Raw genomic sequence first — 25,575 nt, 5'->3', positions numbered from 1 at the left:
TCACATGAACGATGTATGGCAATCCGACTGGAGCATGATGGCGCCCGAATGGATCGTCCTCGCGGCCGCCATAGCGCTGTTGGTGATGGACTTGGCGCTGCCGAGTGATCGAAGCCGCCGGCCGCTTGCTTGGGGCGCCGCGGCGGCGGCGGTGCTCGCGATGATCGCGACAGCGGCGATGATCCCGGCCGAGCCGGCGTCGATTTTGCATGATACGTTTCGGCTCGATGCGTTCGCCAAAGCGTTCAAGCTCATTTTGTTGGCTGGCGGAGCGCTCGCTCTGCTTTTAGTGGCCGAATGGGCGCCGAAAGAAGGCAGTCCGCACCGCGGCGAGTTTGCCTATATGATGCTGTTTGCCCTGCTTGGGGCGATGATGGTGGCGTCCAGCGGCGACTTGCTTACATTATTTGTAAGCATTGAGCTGCTCTCGGTGTCGTCCTACATTTTGGCCGGCTTGCGCAAAACAGCGCCTTCGTCGAATGAGGCGGCGCTCAAATACGTCATCAACGGCGGCATCGCCACCGCCATCATGCTGTTTGGCATGAGCTATGTGTTCGGCTTGACGGGAACGACGAATCTCGGCGGCATCGCGCGCCGTTTGCAGGAGACAAACGAGCCATACATGCTTGCTTTGGCGTTTCTCCTTTTGCTCATCGGCGTTTCGTTTAAGCTGGCGACCGTTCCGTTTCATATGTGGGCGCCGGACGTGTATGAAGGGGCGCCCGTTCCAGCGACCGCGTTTTTTGCTGTCGTGTCGAAAACGGCCGGCTTTGTCCTTCTTCTCCGTTTGCTGGTGACGATCTTTGCCGCGGCGCCGTCTGAAGGCCGTGACCCATCATCGCTTCTTTTGTCGATGCAGCCGGTCATCACCGTGTTAGCCGGATTGACGATGATCATCGGCAGCGTCGTGGCGCTTCGGCAACGGAGTTTAAAGCGGCTGCTCGCCTACTCAGGCATCGCCCACGCCGGCTACTTGCTCGCCGGGTTTGCCGCGATGTCATGGGCGATGATCGATTCGCTCTGGATGTATTTGCTCGTCTATACGCTGATGAACATCGGGGTGTTTGCCATTATTGCTCATATGGTCAATGAAACCGGATCCGATGATTTGGATGGACTCACCGGCTTATATCGGCACCGTCCGCTGCTGGCTGCGGCGCTCGGGCTGTTTTTGCTCTCGCTCGCCGGCATCCCAGGAACGGCTGGCTTTATCGCCAAGCTGCATATTTTCATCGGCCTTGTCGTCACAGAGCCGGGCCATTATGTGCTCGCTGCGGTGATGGCGATCACGACCGTCATCTCTTATGTGTATTATTTCAATTTGATTGTCCAGCTCTTTTTCCGCCCGACGTTCACGGCGCCGCTTGGCCGGCTGCCGGCCGGGCTGTCGACCGCCGTCGTCCTTTGCGCGCTCGGAACGTTGGCGATCGGCTGGGCGCCGGGGCTTGCTTACGATGTGCTCGCTCAGTTCAGGCATTTTGGCGATTTTTTGCCGTAACGGTAGAATAAAGGGAGAGGGAGAATGCCTCTCCTCTTTTTTTGCGTCGCCGGCTTCGTTTGGAAAGGAGGGGATGGGCTGCTTGCTTTGCGCAGGAAAGCTTCATTGAGCAATGTTTGCTTTCCACCTAGCAAGAAGTTTCAAGGCCTGCGCATTTTTATCGTTTCATAGAAAGAGGGGAATCATCATCCCGCTGGCTTTGTGTTGGGGCGAAGAGCGCCTTGGATGCGCCGCTTTCTCTGTTTCGGGGGAGAAGAGCTCACTTGTTTTCGAAACGAATTGAAGTGCTTTGGCTGCTCGTTGCGTTCCGAAAAAGAGGAAATGCTTTGCATGCGCTGTTTCACATATGCTTGGGAAAGAGGTGAAACTTGATGATGCCGGCCATCGGCCAACAAGCGTTGATTTCGATTATCGTTCATTTGGTGTTTCTAGCGGTGACGTGGTGGACGCTGCAGGCGGTGCGGCTCGAGGTGTTGCTTCGGCCCAACCGCGTCGTTCAAGGGCGGCTGCTGTACATTTTATTGACGATTGCCATCGGCTCGACGGTGGCGAACTTTTTCCTCGATTATTGGGCTTGGTCAACCGATTTGCCGTATTTATTCCGCGATTAAAGAGGCCGGGGCGCCGCGGTGCTTCGGCTCCCCCTCCAACTGCCTGCTTGCCCGCTCTCTGTGATCGGTTCTTGCCGCCTCTTTGCTCCCCGTCCTGCCCCTTCTTCCATAGATTCTCGGCCGTTTGCCCTCCGCTTTGATGTTTATTTATGAAAGTTTATTTATGAAAGCGATTTCAAAAATCGGCGGTTGTCGATTTTTTTGACGTATGTTCCCTTGCCCGGTGGCAACAATAACAAGTAAGGAGAGGAAGGGAACGAAGATGAGAAAAAATCCAATCTGTTGGCTGATGGCGCTCGTCGCTGCGGTCTTGTCGTTGGCCGCAGGGCAATATCGGACGGAAGGCGCGCAGGGGAACGAATGGTCCGAACCGTTGGAAATGATGGCGCACACCTTGGCGCAGCACGGTGCCTCGCTCGGCCGCTGGGGCGTGTACACAAGAGAGTATGCCCACGATATTCAAAATGATGCGGACTTTTTCAAAAAAATGGCGGAGTTCAAACAAACATACCGCTCCTTTCGCTGGACGTTCCACCAAACTAGCCATTGGCAAAAGGCGATCGGCACGAACGACCATTCCTTCTTTCGTGAACAAATCCAGCTCGTGATGACCGTCACAAATGGAACGCCGCAAACGTATATCCTCTATGAAGCGGCAGGCCCAACATGGAGCCAAGCTGGTTGGAAAGACATAAAAAGGCACATTGAAAAAACGACGAACGGACTATTTGTGAACCATCCTACATTTTTTGCTTGTATGGAAGGCGAGTTCAGTGGTAATATGGAAGGTGGTTTGTTCGACCAAGCCTCTCAATTGCTTCGCGATTTCCACGCGACGCCTGTCGAGTGGCTGCGGGAAGAGTCACTCGTTTCCCTGTCTGCATATACTGGGCAGTGGAAGAACGTTCTCCCGGCCGCCAATCATCAGCCGATCAACCTGCAACTCGCCTTGAGGAAAAGTTTGGGCGGCAAGACGCGCGTCGTTGCTGGAACCCCAATCATTACCATTGAATACTAATATAGAGAAATTGGACGCGGAGGGGAATACCTTGGAAAAGATCATCGTCCGTGGCGGAAACCGGTTGAGCGGCACCGTCAAAGTGGAAGGCGCAAAAAATGCCGTTTTGCCCGTCATCGCTGCCACTTTATTGGCTACGAAAGGAACAAGTACGATTCATGATGTGCCTGCTCTTTCCGATGTATATACAATCAGTGAAGTGCTCCGTTATTTAGGCGCCGACGTGCACATTGCCGGCGAGACGGTCACCGTTGACGCCACCGGTCCGTTGACAGTGGAAGCGCCGTTTGAATATGTGCGAAAAATGCGCGCGTCGGTGTTGGTCATGGGGCCGCTGTTGGCGCGCAACGGCCGAGCTCGCGTGGCGCTGCCGGGCGGCTGTGCCATTGGCTCGCGCCCGATCGACCAACATTTAAAAGGATTTGAAGCGATGGGCGCGTCTGTGAAAGTCGGCAATGGCTTTATCGATGCGGAAGTGAACGGACGGCTCCGCGGCGCCAAAATTTATTTGGACTTTCCAAGCGTCGGGGCGACGGAAAACATTATGATGGCCGCCGTGCTCGCGGAAGGCACGACTGTGATCGAAAACTGCGCCAAAGAGCCGGAAATCGTCGATTTGGCAAACTTTTTGAACGCGATGGGCGCCAAAGTGCGCGGCGCCGGCACCGGAACGATTCGAATCGAGGGAGTTGACGAGCTCGTCGGCACAACGCATACGGTCATTCCGGACCGCATCGAAGCCGGCACGTTTATGGTGGCGGCGGCGATCACCGGCGGCAATGTCCTCGTGCAAGGAGCCGTTCCGGAACATTTAGGCTCGCTGATCGCCAAACTCGAAGAAATGGGTGTGACCATCATTGAAGAGGAAAGCGGCGTGCGCGTTGTTGGTTCGGAAAAGCTGAAAGCCGTTGACATTAAAACGATGCCATACCCGGGCTTTCCGACCGACATGCAGTCGCAAATGATGGCTCTCTTGTTGAAAGCGGAAGGCACGAGCATGATTACGGAGACCGTCTTTGAAAACCGCTTCATGCATGTGGAGGAATTCCGGCGCATGAACGCCGACATTAAAATTGAAGGGCGTTCCGTCATTATCAATGGCCCGTGCCAGCTGCAAGGCGCCGAAGTGGCGGCCACCGATTTGCGCGCAGCGGCGGCGTTGATTTTGGCTGGACTCGCGGCGGACGGCTACACGCGTGTGACCGAGCTTCGTCATCTCGACCGCGGGTACGTCCGCTTCCATGAAAAGTTGGCTGCGCTTGGGGCTGACATTGAACGCGTCCGTGAAGAAGCGGAACAATTCGACCAAATTCAAACGATCCAATGGAACGGATAACGAGCGAAAAAACGACCGTGAACTGCCTTTGAGCAGGGAATGGTCGTTTTTTCTTGGAACACAGGCGACCGTCGACGGCCGGTAAAAAATAACCGTTCGTTCCTGACGGCCTGTCTTGAAGCTCAGAGAAAGACCGTCTGTATGAAGTTTCTCCATAAGCTTGATTGCATCGCGCGCGGCAAGCTGCGGCAGTGGTGAAACATGTGCTTTCGAAAAGCGGTTTGTTTCATCGCCGCCGTTCAGTTCAACGGCTTCATGTTTAGAAGGCGGGTGATTTAAAGGGGAAATGCTGTTCTCCAACAGTGTTTCTCCAATGGAAAAACCTTGAAACGCCATAGCGTCATTCCTTGCGATTTCTCCCAAACCGAGCGAATCCGTTGTTTTTCACCATCCTTTTAGGCGGGATGCGAAACGCGCTCATGGAGGTTTTGGCTGGAAAGAAAACTGTCATATATACTTGTCCGAGCCCATAACTATAGTAACGAACCGAAGCCAACGCAGGCATTCATTCACGATGTCCGCTTGTGCTTGGAAAATGCATATTGGGGGCTCGGCTATGGTGAAACGATTGAAACCGGTGATGGCGCTCGCTCTCTCGCTGTTTGTCGCCATCCTCGTCATTCCGACGGCGCTCGTTCTTCCATTTTATGACGGGAAGGTGGCCAAATTGGCCGAACAACTGCACAAGCAAGAACAAGTCCAGCGATCGCAGGCAGCCGAAGGGCCGTCCATCGACGTGGCGGTCTATCGAAGCAAAGAACAACGCGTCGAACATATTCCCCTTGAGCAATATGTCATCGGCGTCGTGGCGGCGGAAATGCCGGCCGAATTTGAACTCGAGGCATTAAAGGCGCAAGCGTTGACAGCCAGAACGTACATCGTGAAGCAATTGCTCGCCAACCAGCCATTTCGCCTGCCAAAAGGAGCGAATGTGACTGACACAGTGGCTCATCAAGTCTATTACAGCGATGACGAACTGCGAAAACTATGGGGCAGCGACTACGATTGGAAAATGAAAAAAGTGACAAAAGCGGTGATGGACACGCAAGGACAAATTTTGACATACAACAACGAGCCGATCGAGGCACTGTTTTTTTCGACAAGCAACGGCTATACAGAAAATTCCGAAGCCTATTGGCAAAGCGATTTTCCGTATTTAAAAAGCGTCGCCAGCCCATGGGACAAACAATCCCCAAAGTTTTACCAGCAAAAAACGATGCCAGTGGCGGAATTCGAGCGAAGACTGGGGGTCGAACTGCCCGCTGACGGCTCAGTCGGCGTCATTGTATCGCGCACTCCCGGCCGCCGCGTCGGCGAAGTGAAGATCGGCGGCAAGACGTTTACGGGCCGCGATGTGCGTGAACGGCTCGGATTGCCGTCGAGTGATTTCACCTGGGTGCGCAATGGAGATGACATCGTCATTACGACGAAAGGCTATGGTCATGGCGTCGGCATGAGCCAATACGGAGCCAACTTTATGGCCAAAGAAGGGAAAACGTACGCTGACATCGTCAAATATTATTACCGCGGTGTCCATATTTCGTCGGCGACGGCGTTTTTAAACAAATTGACCGCGAAAAATGGATGAACCGGGGTTCTGCGCCCCGGTTTTTCTGTCAAACTTTCGGGGCAAGCGGCAGGGAGACGCCCCTCATTTTTTTGTATAAAATCTAGCCGAATGTCAAAAAATAAGTGAAAAAATTGTTTTCTATGTGTATATCTTTTCCTCTTTCTGTTCAAAATGGTTGCTGAGGTGATGAACATGAGAGAGGAACAAAAACAATCGTCGCTGAAGCGTCTGTTCCGCAAACGTTGGGTGTTTCCGGCGATCTATTTATCGTCTGCCGCATTGATCGTCGCTGGTGCGCTTTGGTTCCAATTGGGCAAAGAGGAGAATACGGGCAGAGACAACGTGGCGAAAAACGGCACCGCCCAGCAAGAAAATCCAGCTGTTCCGGTCAATGAAACGGTCGAAACGATTGCGATGCCGGTGCTGGATCCGAATGCGGTGCAAGTGAAAACGCCATTCTACGATGACAAAGCATCGGAAGCAGAACAGGAAGCAGCCCTCGTCTTTTATGATCATACGTACCACCCGAACCAAGGCATCGATCTTGTGCGCCAAGACGGCAAAACGTTTGATGTCACCGCTTCCTTAAGCGGAACGGTGACGAAAGCGGAAAAAGACCCGATTTTGGGCTACGTTGTCGAAATCAACCATGAACAAGGGGTCACGACCGTCTATCAATCGCTCGCTGATGTGAAAGTCGAAGCCGGCGACACGGTGAAACAAGGCGAAGTGATCGGCAAGGCAGGGCAAAGCGAATTCAACAAAGAAGCCGGCATCCACGTCCACTTTGAAATTCGCAAAGACGGCCGGGCGGTGAATCCGATTGATTATGTCGACAAACCGTTGACGGCTTTGACTGACAAAGCGGAAGACAACGCAGGAAGCGATCGCGCCGCCACGAGCAAAGAAAAAGAATTGATGCCAAGCGACGAAACAGCGCCGACAGACGAAAACCCAGCGAATGAACAAGCGCCGGCTGACGACCATTCGACGGCGCCAAGCGACAACAATCAAGACGAAAACAGCGACGCTTCGTCCTACAAAACGCCAGACGCCTCGATCGGCATGGCAAGAGCGTAATCGACAAAACGTCGAGCAAGAGGAAACGAAAAACGCGACGAAAAGGCTTGTCCGTTTGCCAAGACAAACGGGCGGGCCTTTTTTCATCGTCATGTTGCGCCCTAGAGGGATGAAAAAGCTTTCAACCTGGCAGCCGGAACGGGTATAATGATAGAAAATGGATGCTAGGCGGGTGACAAGGCAGTGAAACTAGATGACATCGACCGTTGTCGTTGCTTGCCATGAAGTGAAGTGAGGAGGGGTTGCCATGGACTTCCTATACCACCCATACCCATCGCAGCGGATGACGGTGTTTGCCAAAAACGGCGTCGTCGCAACGTCGCAGCCGCTCGCGGCGCAAGCGGGGCTTGATGTGTTGAAAAAAGGCGGCAATGCCATTGATGCGGCGATCGCCGCGGCCGCCTGTTTAACGGTCGTGGAGCCGACATCGAACGGCATCGGCGGCGATGCGTTCGCCCTTGTTTGGACGAACGGGAAGCTGTATGGATTGAACGCAAGCGGCTATGCGCCGAAAGCGATCTCGATTGGAGCGCTCAAAGAGCGCGGCTATACGGAGATGCCGAAATACGGCTTCGCTCCGGTGACCGTTCCGGGGGCGCCGGCGGCGTGGGCGGCGCTGTCAAAACGCTTTGGCCGCCTGCCGCTTGCGGAAACGCTCGCGCCGGCGATCGCCTATGCGGAAAACGGCTACCCGGTGTCGCCCGTGCTCGGAAAGTACTGGGCTGCGGCGTTCCGTACATACAAAGAAGCGCTTCGTGGGCCGGAGTTCGCCGCCTGGTTTGCAACGTTTGCGCCGGGCGGCCGCGCGCCGAAGATCGGCGAGATGTGGGCGTCACCAGATCATGCCGCGACGCTTCGCTTGATCGCTGAGACCGAGGCAGAAAGCTTTTACCGCGGCGAGCTGGCGGAAAAAATGGCTGCTTTCTCGAAGCAATACGGCGGCTTTTTGGCGGCGGATGACCTCGCCGAGTACGAGGCGGAATGGGTGGAGCCGATCTCGGTCTCCTACCGCGGCTATGAGGTGTGGGAAATTCCGCCGAACGGCCAAGGGCTTGTGGCCTTAATGGCGTTAAACATCATGAACGGGTTTGACGTGCCAAGTGTCCCGGATGTCGAGACGCACCACCGGCAAATCGAGGCGATGAAGCTTGCCTTTGCCGATGGGAAAGCGTACATCGCCGACCGCCGCTATATGAGCTGCAGCCCAAACGAGCTGTTGTCGGAGTCGTTTGCCGCCGCGCGCCGGGCGCAAATCGGCGAGGAGGCGCTCACACCGGAGCCGGGGACGCCGCCAAAAGGCGGAACGGTCTATTTGGCCGCCGCCGACGGCGAAGGCAATATGGTATCATTCATCCAAAGCAACTATATGGGCTTCGGTTCGGGCCTCGTCGTCCCAGGCACCGGCATCGCCTTGCACAACCGCGGCCATAACTTTGTCTTCGATGAGCGCCATCCGAACGGGCTGGCGCCGCGGAAAAAGCCATATCATACGATCATCCCTGGCTTTTTGACCAAAGGCGGCGCGCCGGTCGGTCCGTTCGGCGTCATGGGCGGATTCATGCAGCCGCAAGGGCATTTGCAAGTGATCATGAACACGGTCGATTTTGACTTGAACCCGCAAGCGGCGCTCGATGCGCCACGTTGGCAATGGATGGAAGGGAAAACGGTGTTGGTGGAGCCGCACTTCCCGCGCCATATCGCCGAAGCGCTCGCCCGCAAAGGGCATGACATCCGTGTGGCGCTTGACGGAGGTCCGTTCGGCCGCGGGCAAATCATTTGGCGCGATCCTGACACCGGCGTGCTCGCCGCCGGGACGGAGCCGCGCACGGACGGTGCAGTCACCGCTTGGTGAGACTCACGATAAAGGGATGACTTCGATGAACCAATGGCATTTGTTTCTCGCCTTTTTTTTGGCCCGGCATTCTCGGCTACGGCGGCTGCCCGGCTTCCATTCCGCTCATCGAACACGAAGTCGTTGACCGCTACGGCTGGATGACGGTCAACGAGTTCAGCGAAGTGCTGGCGCTTGGCAACTCTCTTCCCGGCCCCATTGCAACGAAAATGGCTGGCTATATTGGATACGAACAGGCTGGCGTCCTTGGCGCTATTGTCGCCGTGTTTGCCAGCGTCGCTCCCTCGCTCATTTTGCTGCTGGCGCTCTTGCAACTGTTGTACAAATGGAAAGACGCGCCGCAAGTGAAGCGGCTTACCGCCTATATCCGCCCAGCGATCGCCGTGATGCTTGCGCTCATGGCCATCGACTTTTTCCGTGAGTCGTATGAAGGGGCCGGGCTCGGCCGAACGGTGTTTCTTGCCGCCGCCAGCGCCTTTTTGATGTTTGGCAAATGGCGCCTGCACCCGGCGTACGTCATCGCCTTGTCGCTTGTGTACGGGGCGTTCTTTTTGTTGTAATGCAGGGAAAATCCTTTCGGCGCTGCAACGGGATGCGTCATCCTTGGATGAGCATCCCTCTTTTTGTCGCAGTGCGGGCAAAAAAGAACATCAATGCAGAAATTCCTGTTGGAAAAGGCCGCAAAAAGCGCTCGGGACAGGAGCGTTTCCTCATTTAGACGCCGAATGGCGAGCGCGGCAACAGCCGCGAAGGCAAAACCGGCAGCGCCTTCACTCGACCGTAAACGTCACTTTCGCTCTTGCATTCGGCCAATTTCGGTCAGCGAGCCACCACTCGAGCGTATACGTCCCCGGCTCTAGGTCGCGGAACGTTTCCTGAAACGACAGCTCTTCCCCCTGTTTTAACGGCCGTTCCTCATAAATTTGCGCAAACATTTTCCCTTCGCTGAACTGCTTCACCTTCTGTCCGTCGCGATACAAGATGTAATCGTATTTTTTTCCGCTCGTGAATGTCACCGTTTGCACGCGTTCGGTTTGGTTTTTCACTGTGAATGTAAACACATAGGCGCCGTTTTCCTTCTCATATCTCAATGACGGCTCAAGCGTCCCAGCAATGATTCCTTTTCCCCCCGCTTGGGCCGGTTTGCCCGCGGGAGCGGGGCCAAGCAAATCGTCTTTCGCCTGCGGTCGATCACTGCTGTTTGTGTACATGAACAACGCACTCGCCGCTGCTATTCCCACGAGCGCCCCAATGATGCCAATCGTCTTTCCTTTTCCCATTCTCGCTCCTCCTTTGGCTTTTCTATATTATAGTCGTTTCCCATTTCCTCTTCGTTACAATCGGCAAAAAACTGTGAAAAAACCGTTGTCCGCCTTGATATTTCTGGTATATATGCCCGATTTGTCTAATAAAATGTTACAAATTGAACAGCAATGAGAGTGGTTGAGGTGGGGATCGTTCACAACCGGCAAGCGACGCGATGAAGACGCTTCTAAGACATCCAACGAAAGCGGCGCTCATCATTGGCAAGACGAGTCTCATTTCACACTTCTCACTTCTCACATCCAACTTAGGGAGGGCGAGTGGTGTGCACGATTACATCAAAGAGCGTACAATCAAGATTGGCAAGTATATCGTGGAGACGAGGAAAACCGTTCGCGTCATTGCGAAAGAATTTGGCGTATCCAAAAGCACCGTCCATAAAGACTTGACCGAGCGGCTGCCGGAAATCAACCCGGAGCTGGCCCAAGAAGTCAAACAAATTCTCGATTACCATAAATCGATCCGCCATTTGCGCGGCGGGGAGGCAACGAAGAAAAAGTATAAAAAGCAGGCAGTGAAAAACAACTGACTTTTTCCTTGCCATCTGCCGTTTGCAGTATCATTCCGGCAAGAAAATATGGTAAAATAAACAATTAGGAATGATTTCAGGGCAGAGGCAAGGAGGAGCAAGTCATATGTTTTCACGAGACATCGGCATTGACCTAGGCACGGCGAACGTCCTCATTTTCGTCAAAGGCAAAGGCATCGTGCTCAATGAGCCGTCCGTCGTGGCGATCGATAAACATACGAACAAAGTGCTGGCAGTCGGCGAAGAAGCACGACGAATGGTCGGACGTACTCCTGGGAATATTGTTGCCATTCGGCCGCTCAAAGACGGCGTCATCGCCGATTTTGACATTACCGAAGCGATGCTGAAGCATTTCTTAAGCAAGCTCGACCTAAAAGGCTTTTTCGCCAAACCGCGCATTTTGATTTGTTGCCCGACGAACACGACATCCGTGGAACGGAAAGCGATCAAAGAGGCAGCGGAAAAAAGCGGCGGCAAAAAAGTGTACTTGGAGGAAGAGCCGAAAGTCGCAGCCATTGGCGCCGGAATGGACATTTTTCAGCCGTGCGGAAACATGGTCGTCGATATTGGCGGTGGCACGACCGACGTGGCGGTTCTCTCGATGGGAGACATTGTCACCGCCTCTTCCATTAAAATGGCTGGGGACAAGTTCGACTTGGAAATTTTAAACTACATCAAGCGTGAATATAAGTTGCTGATCGGGGAGCGAACGGCCGAAGAAATCAAAATTAAAGTCGCAACGGTATTCCCAGGCGCACGGTCCGAAGAAATCGACGTCCGCGGGCGCGATCTCGTCACCGGACTGCCGCGCACGATCACCATCCGGTCGGAGGAGATCGAACGAGCGTTGCGCGAGCCGGTGTCGTTGATTGTACAAGCCGCCAAAAGTGTGCTCGAGCGCACACCGCCGGAATTGTCGGCGGATATTATCGACCGCGGCGTCATTTTGACAGGGGGCGGGGCACTCTTGCACGGCATCGACCTGCTTTTAGCGGAAGAGTTGAAACTGCCGGTGTTCGTCGCCGAAAACCCGATGGACTGCGTCGCCCTCGGCACCGGGATTATGCTGGAAAACATCGATCGGGCGCCGACATCGCAGCTGATCTAAAAGGCCGGTGAAAAAACGGCTGCCGCATGCAAATCAGCGGCATTTCATTAAAAACGAAAGCTGATTTCGCAGGTTTCTCTAATTGAAAAACAGGTGCAGTCAAGCAGTAATTTGCACGAAATCACCGGACCTCGAAAAAGCGGGAAGGGGAAACCGCAAAAGGCCAACCTGCGTAGGGATTCAGGAGCCCGCCTTGGAAGAACGATGTTTTCAAGGCGTGATCAAAACGTCCGCAGCTGTTGCCCGGACAATCAGGACAAAAAAGGAAGGGCGGGGGATGCCGCGGCTGCCCTTGCCTGCTTATAATGAAGAGAGAAAGAAGCGGCGCGGCAGGGCAACGCGCCGCCCGCTTGACCATATGGCCCCCATCCGCCGTTGCCTAAAGAGCGGTCGCGGCTTTTTCTGATCGATTGGACAAGTGAGGTGCTAGTCATGTTGAGAGGGTTGTACACCGCCGCCAGCGGCATGTTGGCGCAAGAGCGGCGCGTCGATTGGTTGACGAACAATCTAGCGAACGCCGAAACGCCGGGATACAAAGCTGATGCGGCTGCCATGAGAGCGTTTCCGGAACTGCTGATGAGCCGCCTCGAGGATCAACCGGCCGCCCCAAGGCGCGCCATCCCGACGCAAACCGTCATTGGGCCGCTCGTCACGGGCGTCTATATGCAAGAGCTCATCCCGAACTTCCGCCAAGGGGATGTAACGGAAACCGGCTTGGCGACCGATGTTGCCCTTGTGGACGGACAAGTCCCCGTCGACCGGGCGAGCGGGCAGCGCGGCGCGCTGTTTTTTGCCGTCGAAATGGGCGAGGGCGAAGTCCGCTACACAAGAAACGGCCATTTCACCTTGAGCCCGGACGGCTACTTGACGACGCAAGAGGGCTGGTATGTGCTTGATGACAACGGCAGGCGCATTCCGCTTTCAAGCGAGCGGTTTTCTGTTCGCGACGACGGAACGATCATCGATGAGAACGGAGCGGCCGCCCGTCTCGGCGTCGCATTCGCCGCCAACCCGCAAGCGTTGGTGAAGGAAGGAAACGGTTTATTCCGCAGCACGATAGGCCTGCTGCCGCAGGCGCCCGGCAATGTGACGTATACGGTGAAACAGCGTTTTCTTGAGCGATCAAACGTCGACATCGAGCGGACGATGACCGATTTGCTCGCCGCCTACCGCACGTTTGAAGCAAACCAAAAAATCGTCCAAGCGTACGACCGCAGCTTGGACAAGGCGGTCAACGAAGTCGGCCGCCTGAAATGATGACAAAAGGAGGACAAGCCCGTGCTTCGTTCGATGCTCACCGCCGCCAACACGATGAACGCCCTGCAGCAGCGGCTCGATACGCTAAGCCATAACATCGCCAACAGCAACACCGTCGGCTTTAAACGGCGCGAAGCGAGCTTCGCCGAGCTTTTGACCCAGCAAATCGACCGCCTGCCGAACGACGAAGCGCCCCGGCAAACGCCGGCGGGCGTGCGCTACGGCAACGGGGCGCGCCTCGCTTCGACGATGCTGATCACCAAGCAAGGCGCGCTTGTCGAGACCGGACGCCCCTTGGATTTTGCTTTGACGGCCGAAAACCAATGGTTTCGCGTCCGTCTGACCGATCCAAACGGCGCGGAAACGATCGGCTACACCCGCGCCGGCAACTTTTATATCACGCCGATGGATGGGCGCCTCGCCCTTGTCACGAGCGATGGCCGCCCGGTGCTCGATGAAGCGAACGAGCCCATCGAGCTTCCCGCCGGAGCAACCGGTTTTCAGCTGTCCCCTACCGGGACGCTGACGGCAACTGATGCCGCAGGACGCGTCGTCGCCCGCGTCAACCTTGGCGTCACGGCCATTGACCGCCCGCAGCTTTTGGAAGCGCAAGGCGAAAACTTCTTTACCTCGCCAGCCGTTTCCGGCGCTGCACGGGAGCTCAACGGCAACTTGCGCGGCCAAATCAGCGTCAAGCAAGGCGCCTTGGAACAGTCGAACGTCGACCTTGGCGAGGAAATGGTCGGCCTGATGGCGACAAGCCGAGCGTATCAGCTGAACGCCCGCGCCATTTCCATCTCCGAACAAATGCTCGGGCTGATTAACGGCATGCGCTCCTCATAAGGAGGATCGCTATGAGTGACGAGAGGCATCAAGAACCTATGCACGCGCCGTCTTCACGGATGGCGAGGCGGAAAGGCCGAGTGAGAAAGAGCCCGCCGGCTCCCGCCGAACCAGAAGCCAAAGCCCTTCCGCCGGAAGGGAAGGCGGCCGCGCCGCGCCGGTTCGTCCGCACCCGGCTCATCCCAATCTGGCTTCGGCTGATCATCGTGATCATCTTGATGGCCGCAAGCCTCGCCGCCGGCGCGGTCGTCGGCTACAGCGCCATCGGCGATGGGAAGCCGCTCGATGTATTCCGCCCGTCCACATGGAAGCACATCATCGATATCGTCGAGAAAGGAACGGACCGCGGCTGATGAAGCCGCCAAACGAGAGAAAGGAGTTTGCCCATGCTTGACATCCAGCAAATCCAGTCCATCATCCCGCATCGCTACCCTTTTTTGCTCGTTGATCGCATTCTTGAAATCGAAGAAGGCAAGCGCGCCGTCGGCATCAAAAACGTGAGCGCCAACGAATCGTTCTTCGCCGGCCACTTCCCTGAATACCCGGTCATGCCCGGCGTGTTGATCGTCGAAGCGCTCGCCCAAGTCGGCGCCGTCGTCCTCCTGCAAAGCGAGGAAAACCGCGGCCGCCTCGCCTTTTTCGCCGGCATCGACAACTGCCGCTTTAAAAAGCAAGTCAAACCGGGCGACCAGCTCCGCTTGGAAGTGGAAATTCTCCGCGCCCGCGGCGCTATCGGCAAAGGCAAAGGCGTCGCTACCGTCGACGGTGAGCTCGTCTGCGAAACGGAGTTGATGTTCGCCCTTGGCGACAAACCAGCTGACTGAACAAAACGCGTTCCTTTGGGGAGCGCGTTTTTTCTTGTCGGCTGCGCTATATCGCGAACGAATGAAAAGTTTCTTTCTGGGAAAGATAAACAAGGACCGGCCTTACATAAGGTCACAACAACAAACAGAAAGGAGCCGATAGGATGAAGAAAAAAGCGCTGTTGATCCGGTTGTTCAGCGCCCTTGTCGCCCTCTTTTTAGCGGCTGGATGCAATATGAACCGCGACAACAACAATCCGCCGCCGCCGAACAACAATCAAAACGATGTCAACGATCAAGACATGAACCCGGCCGATGACATCAACCAAAACGATAACGTCGACAACGACAAAGACAATGACGGCATCCCGGACACCCGCGATACCGATCTGAACGACAACCAAAACAACCAACTCCCGCCGGGAGACGACACGAACAACGGACCGGGCGACGATGAGCGCGACGCAGTTCCGGACCGCGAAGACCCGATTGAAGATCCGCGGGATGCGAATGATAAAGACAATAAAGATGAATAACCGCATGGAAGCTGCCTGTTCGGCAGCTTTTTTATTGGTAGAAATTGGATAAAATTTCTGTTAGATATAGTACACTGCTGGTGCTGTCAGCATGATCGAGTCGATTTAAATCAAAACATGAAACACTAAGTCACCATTCAAACATGAAACACTAAGTCACCATTCCGTAAATAAGAGGTGAAACCATAGGTTCGTAAAACCGGAAAGCACGACACAAAAGCGAAACAGAAGCTAATTACCGTCGACAATCCGAAATCGTCCATCGCGCAACAGTATCGGACGATCCGAACAAAGCTCGCTAGGCACTTCATCGCTCAATGAAAAGGGGCTGACCCAAAAGCGTCAATCCTCTCAAAAGAAATACAATATATTGTGTATTATGAATTATTTATCTCTACTATCATACAGAAATAAGAAATGGTGTCCCGATTCTTTTGGGACACCCTCCCTCATTTACTTCACTGCCGTCGCTTTCAGCTCCAAGTGCTCTTTCAACTCGTTCGAAATTGCCAGCCGTTCGCTCTCCGGCACGATCAAGTAATAAATGCCGTTGATTTTCGTCCCTTGGCCGGTGATGTGGAGCTGTTTGATCTGTTTGCGGGCGTCTTTGTAATTCGCTTGAATTTCTTTCATTTCCTCAAACGTCAAGTTTGTTTTCACATTTTTTCCGATCGCTGCGAGCACGTCGCTGTAGTTCGTTAACGACGAGAAGCTGGCGCCTTTCTCGATAATCGCTTGGATGATCTGCTTTTGCCGGTCCTGGCGCCCGAAATCGCCGCGCGGATCTTCTTTCCGCATGCGCGAATATTTTAGCGCTTCGTCCCCGTTTAATGTAATCTCGCCTTTCGGGAAGTGCGTTCCTTCATACGTAAAAGTGAATGGATTGTTCACCGTCACCCCGCCGACGGCATCGACGATGTCGCGGAATCCTTCCATGTTCACTTTAATGTAATAATCGATCGGGATGTCCAAAAAATGCTCAACAGTCGCCATCGCCATTTCGACCCCGCCGAAGGCGTACGAGTGGTTGATTTTATCTTCCGTCCCTTTTCCGATAATCTCCGTTCTCGTATCGCGCGGCACGCTCAGCATGTCAATCGACTGTTTGTTTGGATTGACTGTCATGACGATCAGCGAGTCCGCACGCCCGCGGTCTCCTTTCCGTTCATCGACGCCGATCAATAAAATCGAAATCGGCGTCTTCCGTTTAAACGACACGTCCTCGTCCCGTTTTTTCGACTTCCAGTTTACTTGTTCATGCATTTCATTCGCTGTTTGTTTCACATTATGATAAACGGAATAGGCGAACATCCCTACTCCCGCCAATAGCACTACGCACAATCCCGCCACCCAGCGAAGCCATGTTTTCTTCTTTTTTCGACGTTCTGCTCTCATGGGCATTCTTCCTTTTCCATTGAGAAATTTTCGTGCATATCATTTCGATTATAGACTGTTTTCTGAGAGAAGGCAACTAGAAGCAACGTTAGGGGGCCTCCAGCTTGCGCCTCAATCAAAGGAATGTAGTTTCCATTCCGACGACTTTCGACAAATTTCATTCATTGATAGACTGTTTTTCCTATGTTACCATAATAGGTGTTTAGTAGAGCGAAAAAATAAGGAGGAGTGACGATGATCGACATTCATAGTCACATCTTACCCGGTATGGATGATGGGGCCAAAACGATGGAAGACGCCATTGCCCATGGCACAGGCAGCGGTGGGGGAAGGGATCACGACCATCATCGCCACTCTTCATCACCAGAATGGAAGCTACAACAATCCGAAACCGTTTGTCCTTACCAAATCAGCAGAGCTGAATGATGAACTGAAGCGGCGCAGCATCGCCTTGACCGTGCTTCCTGGCCAGGAAGTGCGCATCCACGGGGATTTGCTGGACGGCCTGGCTCGGCAAGAGGTGATGACGATCGCTGATACGTCCTACATACTGATCGAGTTTCCACCCGATCATGTGCCGAAATACGCGGAACAGTTGCTGTTTGACCTGCAAGTGAAAGGCATCATCCCTATTATCGTCCACCCAGAGCGGAATGCGGAAATCATGGAACAACCCGATCGGCTATACCAACTCATCAAACGCGGAGCCTTGGCCCAATTGACGGCGTCAAGCATTACCGGCCATTTCGGCAAGAAAATCAAAATGTTCTCGTTTCAACTCATCGAGGCGAACTTAGCCCATTTCATCGCTTCGGACGCCCATAACATGAACACACGGCCGTTTCGCCTCCGCGCAGCGTATGACGCCATCCGCAAGGAATATGGATCGAGCGCCGTCTATTACTTCCAAGAAAATGCCGAACTGCTCGTCCGCGGCCAATCGGTGTTCCGCGAAGAGCCGGAACGGGTCAAGAAGAAAAGATTCCTGGGTCTCTTTTGATCGTAACTGTTCAGCCATTACATAGAAAAAGTTTACGAGATCGGGTTTATTTCTGCTCCCCTTGTCTATACTAGTACCATCCTAGACAAGGGAGGTGAACACAATGGCAAACGTTGTTTTTGATTTCCAACAAGCGGTCTTCACACTCGAAAGCATGGTGGCCAAAATCGAACACCAAGCCCAAACGATTGAAACACTCATCCGAGAAAACGAGCAGCTGCGTCAAGAAAACCAACAACTAAAAACACGTATCGCAGAATTAGAAGCCCGTACGAAAAAAAACAGCACCAACAGCCATTTGCCGCCGTCTTCTGACCGGTTTGCGGCGAAATCTCCTTCTCGCCAACCGTCGGAGAAACAGCCGGGAGGGCAGCCGGGGCACCGAGGAACGACGCTCCGTCAAGTCCCCAATCCTGACCACCGAGTCCTTCACCGCGTGACCCAATGCAAAGGGTGTGGTCACTCTTTCAAACATGTCGCTCCACTTCAGGCAGACATTCGCCAAGTGTTCGACCTCCCTGTGGTTCGAATGGAAGTGACTCAACATGAGCGGGAAATCAAGCGTTGTCCGGAATGCCGACTTGTCCAGCAGGCGGAGTTCCCTTTCTATGTAACCCATCATGTACAATATGGACCGGTCATCACTTCGCTCATTTTATACTGGAATCATGCGCAGTTGATCCCGTACGAGCGTGTCACGGAGATGGTCAAAGCGCTAGTCGATCATTCGATGAGTGCAGGCACAGTCGCGACGGCTCCCTGTGTTCGAAGCAGCGCTTGAAGAGATGGAAGCGGCGCTGCTCGCTTCCAAGACGTTGCACGTCGATGAAACGAGTCTGCGTGTGAACGGAAAGAACCAATGGGTGCATGTGGCTTCCACTGCCAAGGTCACCCGATACGGGCTTCATCGTTCCCGTGGAAAGCAAGCGACGGACGACATCGGGCTCTTGCCACGGTACAAAGGAACGATGGTGCACGATGCGTATTCGGTGCACCCGATGTACACAGAGGCGAGCCATGCCCTTTGCCACGCCCATCATCTCCGGGAGCTTCGGGCATATACAGAACTTTACGGCCATTCATGGTCGAAAGAGATGAGCGAAGCGCTGTTGAAGATGAAACAGGCGGTGGAGAACGCGGGCGGAGCGCTGCCGGAGGAGGAAGTCCGGTATTGGGAAGCCGTGTACGACGAGCTTCTAGCGAATGGCCGCCGAGAACTCGAGGAACGTTGCCGACAAGGCAAGCATGAAGGCGTCCGCAACGCGCAGAATTTCATCCAGCGTCTAGAAAAGCGCAAGCAAGAAGCGCTTCTCTTCCTGCGAAAGAAAGAAGTGCCGTTTGACAACAACCAAGCCGAGCGCGATTTGCGGATGGTGAAAGTCAAACAAAAAATTTCCGGAACGTTTCGTCAGGAAGACGATGCGGAGGCTTTCTGCACCATTCGCAGCGTCATGTCTACCCTGCAAAAACACGGAAAGCCGGCTTGGGAATCGTTGCAAAGACTTCTAAGCGGGGAGTCTCTTCAAACGATTCTCCATTCCTCCTAAGGCATTTTCGATACGGGAAATGCCCTATTGGTGCTGGATTCTGAAAATCTCACTAGTATTGGGCTGAATGGATACAAATGGCGGCATATTGCTTTTAAATCTTGGCTCGATCTGTAGTAAAATGAAAGTGCTCTTGCATGGGGATTCTCCTTTCGAATGATGGTTGGCACTTTCATTCTACAGGAGATCCGCAGGCAAGGGCTATATTTATGCTTGTTTGAGTTTATCTAGCACCACGGGTATTAATTTTCATATGATTAACGAACAAATCCATTAGTTTTGGCCGATTTTGCCTCTGCTATGGGCTCGGCGATGTCGTCCTTCGCTATTTCAATGCCGCTGGGCGTACAAGTCGGGAGAAATTGGCGAAGACCATAACCCGGAAACGCATTTGATTCCGCTTGTCTTGCAGCACTTGTTAGGCCAGCGCGACAAAATTTCCGTTTTCGGCACAAGACGAGACATGCATTCGCGACTATATCCATGTGACCGACTTAGCGAAGGCGCATACTTTAGCGTTGGAAGCATTGTTGTCAGGCAAAAAGAAAACCGCCGCTTACCACCTTGGCAACGGCTTAGGCTATTCCGTTAAAGAAGTGATGGAAACATGTGAAAAAGTCACCGGCCGCAAAGCCGTCATTGAATCCACCGCCCGCCGTCCGGGCGACCCGGCGCGCCTTGACGCCTTATTCACAAAAAATTGATGAAGAACTTGGCTGGAAAGCGGAATATTCGTTGGAGCAAATCATCGAAAGCGCGTGGAAATGGCATCAGCGGAAAGGATCCAAATGATCAAGCCGCCCTTGTTAAGGGCGGTTTGTTTATTTATGGTCATATATGATTGAATATTCTATATATAACAGATTAGCCAAACTATGCATGACGGTCAAGGGATATGGAGTAGTGTACATAAATCGTAGGTATATTTTTATAGAAATTTGCTGGAGGGAAAAGGATTAAGAGGAAAAGTGTCGAAATAAAAAGATGGGTGTCAATATCAAGAATATGGAGGAGATCAAATTGAGTTTTTTTCGGGAACTCGGCAGATTGGCAGGGAAAGCAACGGGAGCGGTGATAGGTGGGGCGGTGAATGTTGTCGGTGAAATAACAGGCAGCCAATAGATCAAAGAGGTAGGCGATGGCGTGAAAAAAGCGTCTGAGTTTGCCGGCGATACGTTTGGCCAAGCGGTAGACGGTGTATGGAATACGGCGCCTGGCATCATTCAAAAAGATGAAGCGAAGATAGAAAAGGGCCTTGGAAACATCGGTGAATCGATTTCGCGCACGGCTAAAGGAGTATACGTGACGGCCAAACATACATACCAAAACGGAAAAGAGGTCTATGAAGGACTGGGCGATGACGATGAGAAAAAGATCAAAAATGGATTGACCAACATTGCCAAAACGGTAGCTGTAGGAACGTTGGCGGTCGGAATCGTGGATGTGATCGATGGCACCGACTATAGCGATTGGGCAGAAAGCGATCAAGGTCCGGGCAACATAGTTTGGTGCCTGTCACCACCCGATTAAGCAGCAGGTATGTTGCTATGATTTGCAGTAGCCTTGTGCTGCGTGCGAGTTTCGCCATTCCTGCGCGTATGCATTATTATTTGAATCGCCTGACGAGGCGGTAAAAAAGCTGAATATTGGCGGGACAGTGCCGCATCCGTATATTGTGCGCTGCCACGATTACCGCACGTCTTTTCAGGCGGGGCAGGAGCTAGAGTTTGAGCTGCTGCTGCTCGGTCCGTCAGCGGCCGGTTTTGCCATGCACTTCCTAGGCGTATTTGAAAAGTTCCATCATTATCCTTTTGGAAGTGACCGGGTCTTTTTCCGCTTAAAGGCGGTTTACCAACGTACTGAGACGGCAACGGAAGCCATTTGGGAAGATTACGATGTAGTAAAGCCAGAAATGACATACTTTTTCCGAAAGAAAAACCGTATGAAAAGATACTCATCCAATTTATTACTCCGCTGCGCATGATGCGGAAAGGAAAAGTATTGCGCACGTTTTCCATTAACGAGTTTCTATGGCAAGTGAACCATCGCGTTTGGCAGCTTTACCGTCTGTATGACTTGCTTTCTAGTGAACCTAGTGAGCCACTTCCCCTTATAGCGGAGCACTCTGTTTCGGTGATACAATGTACATGGGAAGATGTAACGAGATATTCGATGCGCCAGCAAAAAATGATGAAAATCGGCGGAATGAAAGCCATCGTGGCCCTTGAACGGACCGATGCGTTGGACCGGTGGTTGCCGCTCCTTTTATTTACAGAGCGCTTTCATGTTGGAAAAGCGGTGACGTTTGGTTTGGGACAATATGTACTATGGTTTCAATAGGGGAGGAGAAAGACGATGAAGAAAACGGTGATTGCCACCGTCGGTATTTCCTTGTTAGGCGGACTGAAACGCCATAACATTTCTTTTGATGCGCCGATAGAGGAAATTGTCAAACAGTTGTACGAGTTAGAAGATCATGAGAAGCTTTGTGCGGAAATGTCCTCTATTACATCATTGCTTCGCGAAGGAATCGTCAGTGACCCGCAAAATTGATATTTGCTCGCTTCCGATACAGCTGAAGGCGCAAAAATCAGCCGGATTTTAAAAGCATATTTTCAGCCGCTGTTCCGCCATGTACATACGTTTTCCGTTGAACATTTAAACGGGGAAATGCCCGATCTGTTTCGCGATGAAGGGCTGCGCAATTTAGTGAAAATTATCGTGCAAATCGTGGGCGTGGTGCCGGAGGGGGAAAAGGAATGCGTCATTAACGCAACGGGAGGATATAAGGCGCAAATTTCTTTCGCCGGCTTGATTGGGCAAGTATTGAAAATTCCTGTTTACTATCAGTTCGAAGGATTTTCCTCCGTCATTCCGCTTCCGGAAATGCCAGTGTTTTTTGACTATAAAATTTGGCTGAAACATTTCCATCTATTCCGCGACTTGTACCAGCTCGGAGTCATGTCTACGAAACTACTACCAGAACATACGGATTTATCCGCCCTAAAAGGGTTGATAGAAGAACAGGCAAGCGGGCAAATTCGTTTGTCGTCGGTCGGCATTTTAATGCATGAAACGTTATGGAGCCGCTTTAAGGAACAGGGAGCATTTTATTTGCCGCCGCGCTCGTTAGAAGCAACCACCCAAGCGGTGCAGGGAATGTCAAACGACTTGCCGCTTCGCTTGCAGACGATTTTAGAAAGCATTAACCAGCTGCCGTTTGTCCGTCATGTCCGCATCACGGGAGTCAAATCCGAAGTATTCGGACCAATGGCTTTTCATCGGGCAGATCGGCTTGGAGTGATTGAAGGCTCTTACGGCCAGGAAGGGAAAACATGGTTGTTTGCCATTGAAACAACCGCGGAAGATGAACTGCAGGTCAACGCCGCCATTGTCGAACTGTACCAGCGCTTCCAACCGGAAGCCGAAAATTCGCATAACAGCAGCGTAGAGTTTATTTTAGTCCGTCACGGTCAGCACGTCGGCGAAAAAGAGAAGCGGATCGAAGGCTGGGCAGACTTTGAATTAACTGAAACGGGCCATAAGCAATCGAAACTGGTGGCGAAACATCTAAAAGAACATTATCCAAAAATCGACGCGCTCTATGCCAGCTCGCTCATGCGGGCGCGTCAGACCGCGGAGCACATCGCTAATGAACTTGGCTTGACGCCGATCGTCGTCGATGACCTCAGGGCGATGAACTACGGAAAACCGAGCGGCCTGACCAAGGAGGAAGCGGAAATTTTATACCCTGTTCCGTTGCGGCGGGTCGTCTACAATAAAGCGTATGACGGAGAATCAGAGGCACAGTTTCATCAACGCATTGTTGAATTGTTTTACGAACTTGTGCAAAAGCATCAAGGGCAAACGGTATGTTTGGTCACGCACGGACGCGCGTGTTTTTTGCAAGCAAAAAATGCAGAGAAGTGCAAGAAAAAATACATAGGCTTGCCAGCTCAAGACTTAAGGTTCCAGACCGGGGGAAGAGGACGGCTGGATCGCGGAGAGAGCGTTCCGCAGTCGATAGCTCTCTCCCGTAAAGGCCAGGATGTGGGCATGGTGAACCAAGCGATCCACCAGCGCAGCTGTCAAGCGGTTGTCCCCAAACACCCGATTCCACTGTCCAAATTCCAGATTCGACGTCACGATGACGCTTTTTCGCTCATAACAGTCGGCGATAATATGAAACAACAGCTCCGATCCTTGCTTTTGAAACGGCACATAGCCGAGTTCATCCAATATCAACAGTTCGCACGCATCGATGCTTCGTTTCAGCCGCCCGAGCGTGCCATTTTTCAATGCCTCTTCCAGCTGGGCGACGAGATCCGCGACGCGGAAAAACCGAACCTCATGGCCTTGTTGGCACGCCTGGATGCCGAGCGCTGTGGCGAGATGGGTTTTTCCTGTCCCGGGCGAGCCTAAAAGCAGAACGTTTTGCTTTCGCTCCAAAAAGCGAAGGTCACACAATTCCTTCTTCGATGTCGTGGTCGGCCAGTGGATGTGATCCGACCATTCGTAATCCTTCAGCCATTTCAACTCCCGAAACTTGGCTTTCTTGATCAGCCGGGCCTGTTTCGCCTGCTGGCGGCACGACAGCTCCAGCGCCAATACATCCCGCAAAAACTGCTCTTTCGTTTCGAACATCACCTCCTCGAATCGATCCGCGATATAGGCCAAATGCAGCGCTTTACAAATCTCTTTCACCTCTGCTCTCATCCCTGGACACCCCCTTCCCGAACGGGGTGAAGACGTTGATCATACACCGTTAAATCCGTTTCATAGTCGATCAGGACGGAAGGGGTGTACGATTCTTCCCACTTGGCCGGGTAATGGGATTGCTCGGCTTCCATCAACACCCCGATTTCATGAGGAGCCAAGTCCCATCGCTGACTCTCCTCGAGCCACTGGGCGATTTCATAAAGCGTGCAACGATCCAACAGCGCTCGCAGCCCTTTCAAACGGGCCGCCACCTGGGGCGGGGTGCCAGCCAGATACGTTCGGATCGCTTCCGGCAAGTACGCCCGGTATCGGGAATGCCCGACAACCCGGGGTTTGGTCTCCCACTCAGCGAAAATCTCTTTCCAAGGGATCTCGCGTTTCACGTTCGTATACGGCCTTGGCATCTCAAGATGTATGCCTCCGTCAGGAGAGAGCACAAAGAAACGATCCCACTCTTTTTTCACCAATACCCGGTTGGGGACGGACAGGCCATGGACGACGAACGCCTTCCCATCCACCATCACTTCTCCGTACTTATTCACGTAAGCGTGATCGAGGGAGAAGATCCGAAGATCTTGTTCCGGCAACGCCAACAGCTCCGGCCGCTCTTCCTGCCATAGCTCCTCTATCAACCGCCCCTTTTCATAATGAGGGCGGTTTCGGTCCTCGACCATCTTGCGATGCAGCCACTCCACCAGCTCCGGATCCGACTCGATCAACGGAGCCGGGACGAAACAAAGGTTGCGAGTGTAATAGACTTTTCGCTCCGCATTTCCTTTCTCATGTCCGCTGTATGGATTGCACACTTGTACATCAAACCGATAGTAGAGTTGAAATTTCTCAAAAGCCTCGGTGAATTGGCGTTCTCCCCCTTTTCGAATCGACACGATGGCCGCGGACAAATTGTCAATGCGCAATGCCTTTGGCACTCCCCCAGCCTGACGAAACAGCTGCGTCAACCCATGGAGGAAGCATTCACTGTTTTCCGCCGGCAGCGGATAAGCAAACGCAGCGTTGCTATACGGGAAGCTTACGATCAAAACCGATCGTTCTTCTTCCTTCCCCTCCTTCGTCACCACCGTCATCTTCCCGAAATCCACCTGCGCCTCGCCTGGCGGGTGCTCAAGTCGTTCATAGCGCTGTTCTTTCTCGAGTTTGAGCTGCGGTCTTCGTTTTTGCACGTACGCGCAAACGGTGCGATACGAGCCTTGAAATCCATGGTCACGACAAAGCGCTTCAAACATCGTCTTGTTCGTTCGCCGTTGTTTTCTCGGCAGCTTGGCATCCTCCTCCAACCAGTCATCAATGATTTGCCCGTATCCTTCTTCCTCCATCATCCCCTTTTTGCGTTTGATGGTTGGTTGGACAGAAATGCCGCCATCCGCGTATTTCTTGACCGTTCTCCAGTTATATCCCGTTTCGCGGGAAATTTCCGCAATCGATAACCCTTTCTTTTCACGCAGTTTTCTGATACGATTCATTTCGGGCATTGCCAGCATCCTTTCGCTCCTCCACTGTTTGGTTTATGTGTTCACAACTTCCACAGTAGA

At 53.1% G+C, this 25,575-nt stretch carries 23 protein-coding genes and 5 pseudogenes; 23 read left to right on the top strand and 5 right to left on the bottom strand.

From position 1 onward, the window contains the following. Nucleotides 1–4 precede the first annotated feature (4 nt). From nuoN to BJQ97_RS16325, 8 genes and pseudogenes are all read left to right on the top strand, one after another. Nucleotides 5–1,498: an NADH-quinone oxidoreductase subunit NuoN gene (gene nuoN / locus BJQ97_RS16360; RefSeq protein ID WP_160157388.1), complete on the top strand. Its 1,494-nt coding sequence runs from the start codon at nt 5–7 to the stop codon at nt 1,496–1,498. Between the two features lie 371 nt (nt 1,499–1,869). Then, nucleotides 1,870–2,109 carry a DUF1146 family protein gene (locus BJQ97_RS16355; protein ID WP_160157387.1) on the top strand — a complete coding sequence of 80 codons (240 nt, stop codon included), beginning with the start codon at nt 1,870–1,872 and terminating at the stop codon, nt 2,107–2,109. Between the two features lie 262 nt (nt 2,110–2,371). Next, the gene (locus tag BJQ97_RS16350; protein WP_160157386.1) at nt 2,372–3,127 is read left to right on the top strand and encodes a YwmB family TATA-box binding protein; all 756 of its coding nucleotides are present in this window, start codon (nt 2,372–2,374) and stop codon (nt 3,125–3,127) included. Nucleotides 3,128–3,158: 31 nt separating this feature from the next. Continuing rightward, nucleotides 3,159–4,463, top strand: a complete 1,305-nt coding sequence (murA, locus tag BJQ97_RS16345; protein ID WP_160157385.1) for a UDP-N-acetylglucosamine 1-carboxyvinyltransferase — start codon at nt 3,159–3,161, stop codon at nt 4,461–4,463. A 556-nt stretch (nt 4,464–5,019) separates the two neighbouring features. Then, nucleotides 5,020–6,051: a stage II sporulation protein D gene (gene spoIID, locus BJQ97_RS16340; RefSeq protein ID WP_160157384.1), complete on the top strand. Its 1,032-nt coding sequence runs from the start codon at nt 5,020–5,022 to the stop codon at nt 6,049–6,051. Between the two features lie 174 nt (nt 6,052–6,225). Continuing rightward, the gene (spoIIQ, locus tag BJQ97_RS16335) at nt 6,226–7,113 is read left to right on the top strand and encodes a stage II sporulation protein SpoIIQ (protein WP_160157383.1); all 888 of its coding nucleotides are present in this window, start codon (nt 6,226–6,228) and stop codon (nt 7,111–7,113) included. Between the two features lie 247 nt (nt 7,114–7,360). Beyond that, nucleotides 7,361–8,965: a gamma-glutamyltransferase family protein gene (locus BJQ97_RS16330; RefSeq protein ID WP_160157382.1), complete on the top strand. Its 1,605-nt coding sequence runs from the start codon at nt 7,361–7,363 to the stop codon at nt 8,963–8,965. Between the two features lie 25 nt (nt 8,966–8,990). Further along, a pseudogene (locus BJQ97_RS16325) lies at nt 8,991–9,525 on the top strand (chromate transporter). A 210-nt stretch (nt 9,526–9,735) separates the two neighbouring features. On the opposite strand, the gene BJQ97_RS16320 reads toward BJQ97_RS16325, so the two are convergent. Next, nucleotides 9,736–10,245 (bottom strand): BsuPI-related putative proteinase inhibitor, encoded by a 510-nt coding sequence (locus tag BJQ97_RS16320; protein WP_160157381.1) that lies wholly within the window; start codon nt 10,243–10,245, stop codon nt 9,736–9,738. Between the two features lie 308 nt (nt 10,246–10,553). On the opposite strand from BJQ97_RS16320, the gene spoIIID reads away from it, so the two are divergent. From spoIIID to BJQ97_RS16285, 8 genes are all read left to right on the top strand, one after another. Further along, nucleotides 10,554–10,817, top strand: coding sequence for a sporulation transcriptional regulator SpoIIID (gene spoIIID, locus BJQ97_RS16315; protein WP_008880665.1), 264 nt, complete (start codon nt 10,554–10,556; stop codon nt 10,815–10,817). A 106-nt stretch (nt 10,818–10,923) separates the two neighbouring features. Next, nucleotides 10,924–11,925, top strand: coding sequence for a rod shape-determining protein (mreB, locus tag BJQ97_RS16310; RefSeq protein ID WP_160157380.1), 1,002 nt, complete (start codon nt 10,924–10,926; stop codon nt 11,923–11,925). Nucleotides 11,926–12,202: 277 nt separating this feature from the next. Beyond that, nucleotides 12,203–12,331, top strand: a complete 129-nt coding sequence (locus BJQ97_RS17980) for a hypothetical protein (protein ID WP_268892812.1) — start codon at nt 12,203–12,205, stop codon at nt 12,329–12,331. Nucleotides 12,332–12,357: 26 nt separating this feature from the next. Further along, nucleotides 12,358–13,182 carry a flagellar hook-basal body protein gene (locus BJQ97_RS16305; protein ID WP_160157379.1) on the top strand — a complete coding sequence of 275 codons (825 nt, stop codon included), beginning with the start codon at nt 12,358–12,360 and terminating at the stop codon, nt 13,180–13,182. 21 nt (nt 13,183–13,203) lie between these two features. Then, nucleotides 13,204–14,025 carry a flagellar hook-basal body protein gene (locus BJQ97_RS16300; RefSeq protein WP_160157378.1) on the top strand — a complete coding sequence of 274 codons (822 nt, stop codon included), beginning with the start codon at nt 13,204–13,206 and terminating at the stop codon, nt 14,023–14,025. Between the two features lie 11 nt (nt 14,026–14,036). Next, nucleotides 14,037–14,378, top strand: a complete 342-nt coding sequence (locus BJQ97_RS16295) for a DNA-directed RNA polymerase subunit beta (protein ID WP_160157377.1) — start codon at nt 14,037–14,039, stop codon at nt 14,376–14,378. A gap of 33 nt (nt 14,379–14,411) precedes the next feature. Next, complete coding sequence (gene fabZ / locus BJQ97_RS16290; protein WP_160157376.1) at nt 14,412–14,849, top strand: 3-hydroxyacyl-ACP dehydratase FabZ; 438 nt, start codon at nt 14,412–14,414, stop codon at nt 14,847–14,849. A gap of 143 nt (nt 14,850–14,992) precedes the next feature. Further along, nucleotides 14,993–15,364, top strand: coding sequence for a hypothetical protein (locus tag BJQ97_RS16285; protein WP_160157375.1), 372 nt, complete (start codon nt 14,993–14,995; stop codon nt 15,362–15,364). Between the two features lie 453 nt (nt 15,365–15,817). On the opposite strand, the gene tagU is transcribed toward BJQ97_RS16285, so the two are convergent. Next, a complete protein-coding gene (gene tagU, locus BJQ97_RS16280) occupies nt 15,818–16,759 on the bottom strand; it encodes a polyisoprenyl-teichoic acid--peptidoglycan teichoic acid transferase TagU (protein ID WP_160157374.1) in 942 nt (313 codons plus the stop codon). A 234-nt stretch (nt 16,760–16,993) separates the two neighbouring features. Here tagU and BJQ97_RS16275 point away from each other — a divergent pair. The 4 genes and pseudogenes from BJQ97_RS16275 (at nt 16,994) to BJQ97_RS16260 (ending at nt 20,836) form a co-directional block, all read left to right on the top strand. Continuing rightward, nucleotides 16,994–17,759 (top strand): annotated as a pseudogene (locus BJQ97_RS16275) (tyrosine-protein phosphatase). Nucleotides 17,760–17,862: 103 nt separating this feature from the next. Further along, a pseudogene (tnpC, locus tag BJQ97_RS16270) lies at nt 17,863–19,306 on the top strand (IS66 family transposase). Between the two features lie 276 nt (nt 19,307–19,582). Then, a pseudogene (locus tag BJQ97_RS16265) lies at nt 19,583–20,098 on the top strand (GDP-mannose 4,6-dehydratase); the annotation flags it as partial. A gap of 351 nt (nt 20,099–20,449) precedes the next feature. Then, nucleotides 20,450–20,836: a hypothetical protein gene (locus BJQ97_RS16260; RefSeq protein ID WP_160157373.1), complete on the top strand. Its 387-nt coding sequence runs from the start codon at nt 20,450–20,452 to the stop codon at nt 20,834–20,836. Here BJQ97_RS16260 and BJQ97_RS17805 read toward each other — a convergent pair. Beyond that, complete coding sequence (locus BJQ97_RS17805; RefSeq protein WP_236567408.1) at nt 20,833–21,324, bottom strand: hypothetical protein; 492 nt, start codon at nt 21,322–21,324, stop codon at nt 20,833–20,835. The genes BJQ97_RS16260 and BJQ97_RS17805 overlap by 4 nt on opposite strands. Here BJQ97_RS17805 and cas6 point away from each other — a divergent pair. From cas6 to BJQ97_RS18205, 3 genes and pseudogenes are all read left to right on the top strand, one after another. Beyond that, the gene (gene cas6, locus BJQ97_RS16255) at nt 21,287–21,646 is read left to right on the top strand and encodes a CRISPR system precrRNA processing endoribonuclease RAMP protein Cas6 (RefSeq protein ID WP_328719216.1); all 360 of its coding nucleotides are present in this window, start codon (nt 21,287–21,289) and stop codon (nt 21,644–21,646) included. The genes BJQ97_RS17805 and cas6 overlap by 38 nt on opposite strands. A gap of 15 nt (nt 21,647–21,661) precedes the next feature. Continuing rightward, nucleotides 21,662–21,859, top strand: coding sequence for a hypothetical protein (locus BJQ97_RS16250; RefSeq protein ID WP_160157371.1), 198 nt, complete (start codon nt 21,662–21,664; stop codon nt 21,857–21,859). A gap of 3 nt (nt 21,860–21,862) precedes the next feature. Continuing rightward, nucleotides 21,863–23,194: pseudogene (locus BJQ97_RS18205) on the top strand (histidine phosphatase family protein); the annotation flags it as partial. 75 nt (nt 23,195–23,269) lie between these two features. Here the strand turns inward: BJQ97_RS18205 and istB are convergent. Beyond that, on the bottom strand, nt 23,270–24,022 hold the full coding sequence (gene istB / locus BJQ97_RS17800) for an IS21-like element helper ATPase IstB (RefSeq protein WP_021322668.1): 753 nt from the start codon (nt 24,020–24,022) through the stop codon (nt 23,270–23,272). After that, on the bottom strand, nt 24,019–25,524 hold the full coding sequence (gene istA, locus BJQ97_RS16235) for an IS21 family transposase (RefSeq protein WP_160155321.1): 1,506 nt from the start codon (nt 25,522–25,524) through the stop codon (nt 24,019–24,021). The genes istB and istA overlap by 4 nt, the downstream gene beginning before the upstream one ends. Between the last annotated feature and the right edge of the window lie 51 nt (nt 25,525–25,575).

This window comes from Geobacillus sp. TFV-3 (genome assembly GCF_009901865.1).
Lineage (GTDB): Bacteria > Bacillota > Bacilli > Bacillales > Anoxybacillaceae > Geobacillus > Geobacillus thermoleovorans_A.
Note: the sequence above shows the minus strand (reverse complement) of the source record. Positions and strands in the feature narration are given on the sequence as shown.

Excerpts from the sequence above, each read along its gene's own strand:
- BJQ97_RS16320 (WP_160157381.1), bottom strand. The coding sequence starts at position 10,245 with ATGGGAAAAGGAAAGACGATTGGCATCATTGGGGCGCTCGTGGGAATA.
- spoIIQ (WP_160157383.1), top strand. The coding sequence starts at position 6,226 with ATGAGAGAGGAACAAAAACAATCGTCGCTGAAGCGTCTGTTCCGCAAA.
- nuoN (WP_160157388.1), top strand. The coding sequence starts at position 5 with ATGAACGATGTATGGCAATCCGACTGGAGCATGATGGCGCCCGAATGG.
- BJQ97_RS16285 (WP_160157375.1), top strand. The coding sequence starts at position 14,993 with ATGAAGAAAAAAGCGCTGTTGATCCGGTTGTTCAGCGCCCTTGTCGCC.
- BJQ97_RS16305 (WP_160157379.1), top strand. The coding sequence starts at position 12,358 with ATGTTGAGAGGGTTGTACACCGCCGCCAGCGGCATGTTGGCGCAAGAG.
- BJQ97_RS16250 (WP_160157371.1), top strand. The coding sequence starts at position 21,662 with ATGAAGAAAACGGTGATTGCCACCGTCGGTATTTCCTTGTTAGGCGGA.
- mreB (WP_160157380.1), top strand. The coding sequence starts at position 10,924 with ATGTTTTCACGAGACATCGGCATTGACCTAGGCACGGCGAACGTCCTC.
- BJQ97_RS16350 (WP_160157386.1), top strand. The coding sequence starts at position 2,372 with ATGAGAAAAAATCCAATCTGTTGGCTGATGGCGCTCGTCGCTGCGGTC.
- fabZ (WP_160157376.1), top strand. The coding sequence starts at position 14,412 with ATGCTTGACATCCAGCAAATCCAGTCCATCATCCCGCATCGCTACCCT.
- cas6 (WP_328719216.1), top strand. The coding sequence starts at position 21,287 with ATGATGCGGAAAGGAAAAGTATTGCGCACGTTTTCCATTAACGAGTTT.
- spoIID (WP_160157384.1), top strand. The coding sequence starts at position 5,020 with ATGGTGAAACGATTGAAACCGGTGATGGCGCTCGCTCTCTCGCTGTTT.
- BJQ97_RS16355 (WP_160157387.1), top strand. The coding sequence starts at position 1,870 with ATGATGCCGGCCATCGGCCAACAAGCGTTGATTTCGATTATCGTTCAT.
- tagU (WP_160157374.1), bottom strand. The coding sequence starts at position 16,759 with ATGAGAGCAGAACGTCGAAAAAAGAAGAAAACATGGCTTCGCTGGGTG.
- BJQ97_RS16330 (WP_160157382.1), top strand. The coding sequence starts at position 7,361 with ATGGACTTCCTATACCACCCATACCCATCGCAGCGGATGACGGTGTTT.
- istA (WP_160155321.1), bottom strand. The coding sequence starts at position 25,524 with ATGCTGGCAATGCCCGAAATGAATCGTATCAGAAAACTGCGTGAAAAG.
- BJQ97_RS17980 (WP_268892812.1), top strand. The coding sequence starts at position 12,203 with ATGCCGCGGCTGCCCTTGCCTGCTTATAATGAAGAGAGAAAGAAGCGG.
- istB (WP_021322668.1), bottom strand. The coding sequence starts at position 24,022 with ATGAGAGCAGAGGTGAAAGAGATTTGTAAAGCGCTGCATTTGGCCTAT.
- BJQ97_RS17805 (WP_236567408.1), bottom strand. The coding sequence starts at position 21,324 with ATGGAAAACGTGCGCAATACTTTTCCTTTCCGCATCATGCGCAGCGGA.
- BJQ97_RS16295 (WP_160157377.1), top strand. The coding sequence starts at position 14,037 with ATGAGTGACGAGAGGCATCAAGAACCTATGCACGCGCCGTCTTCACGG.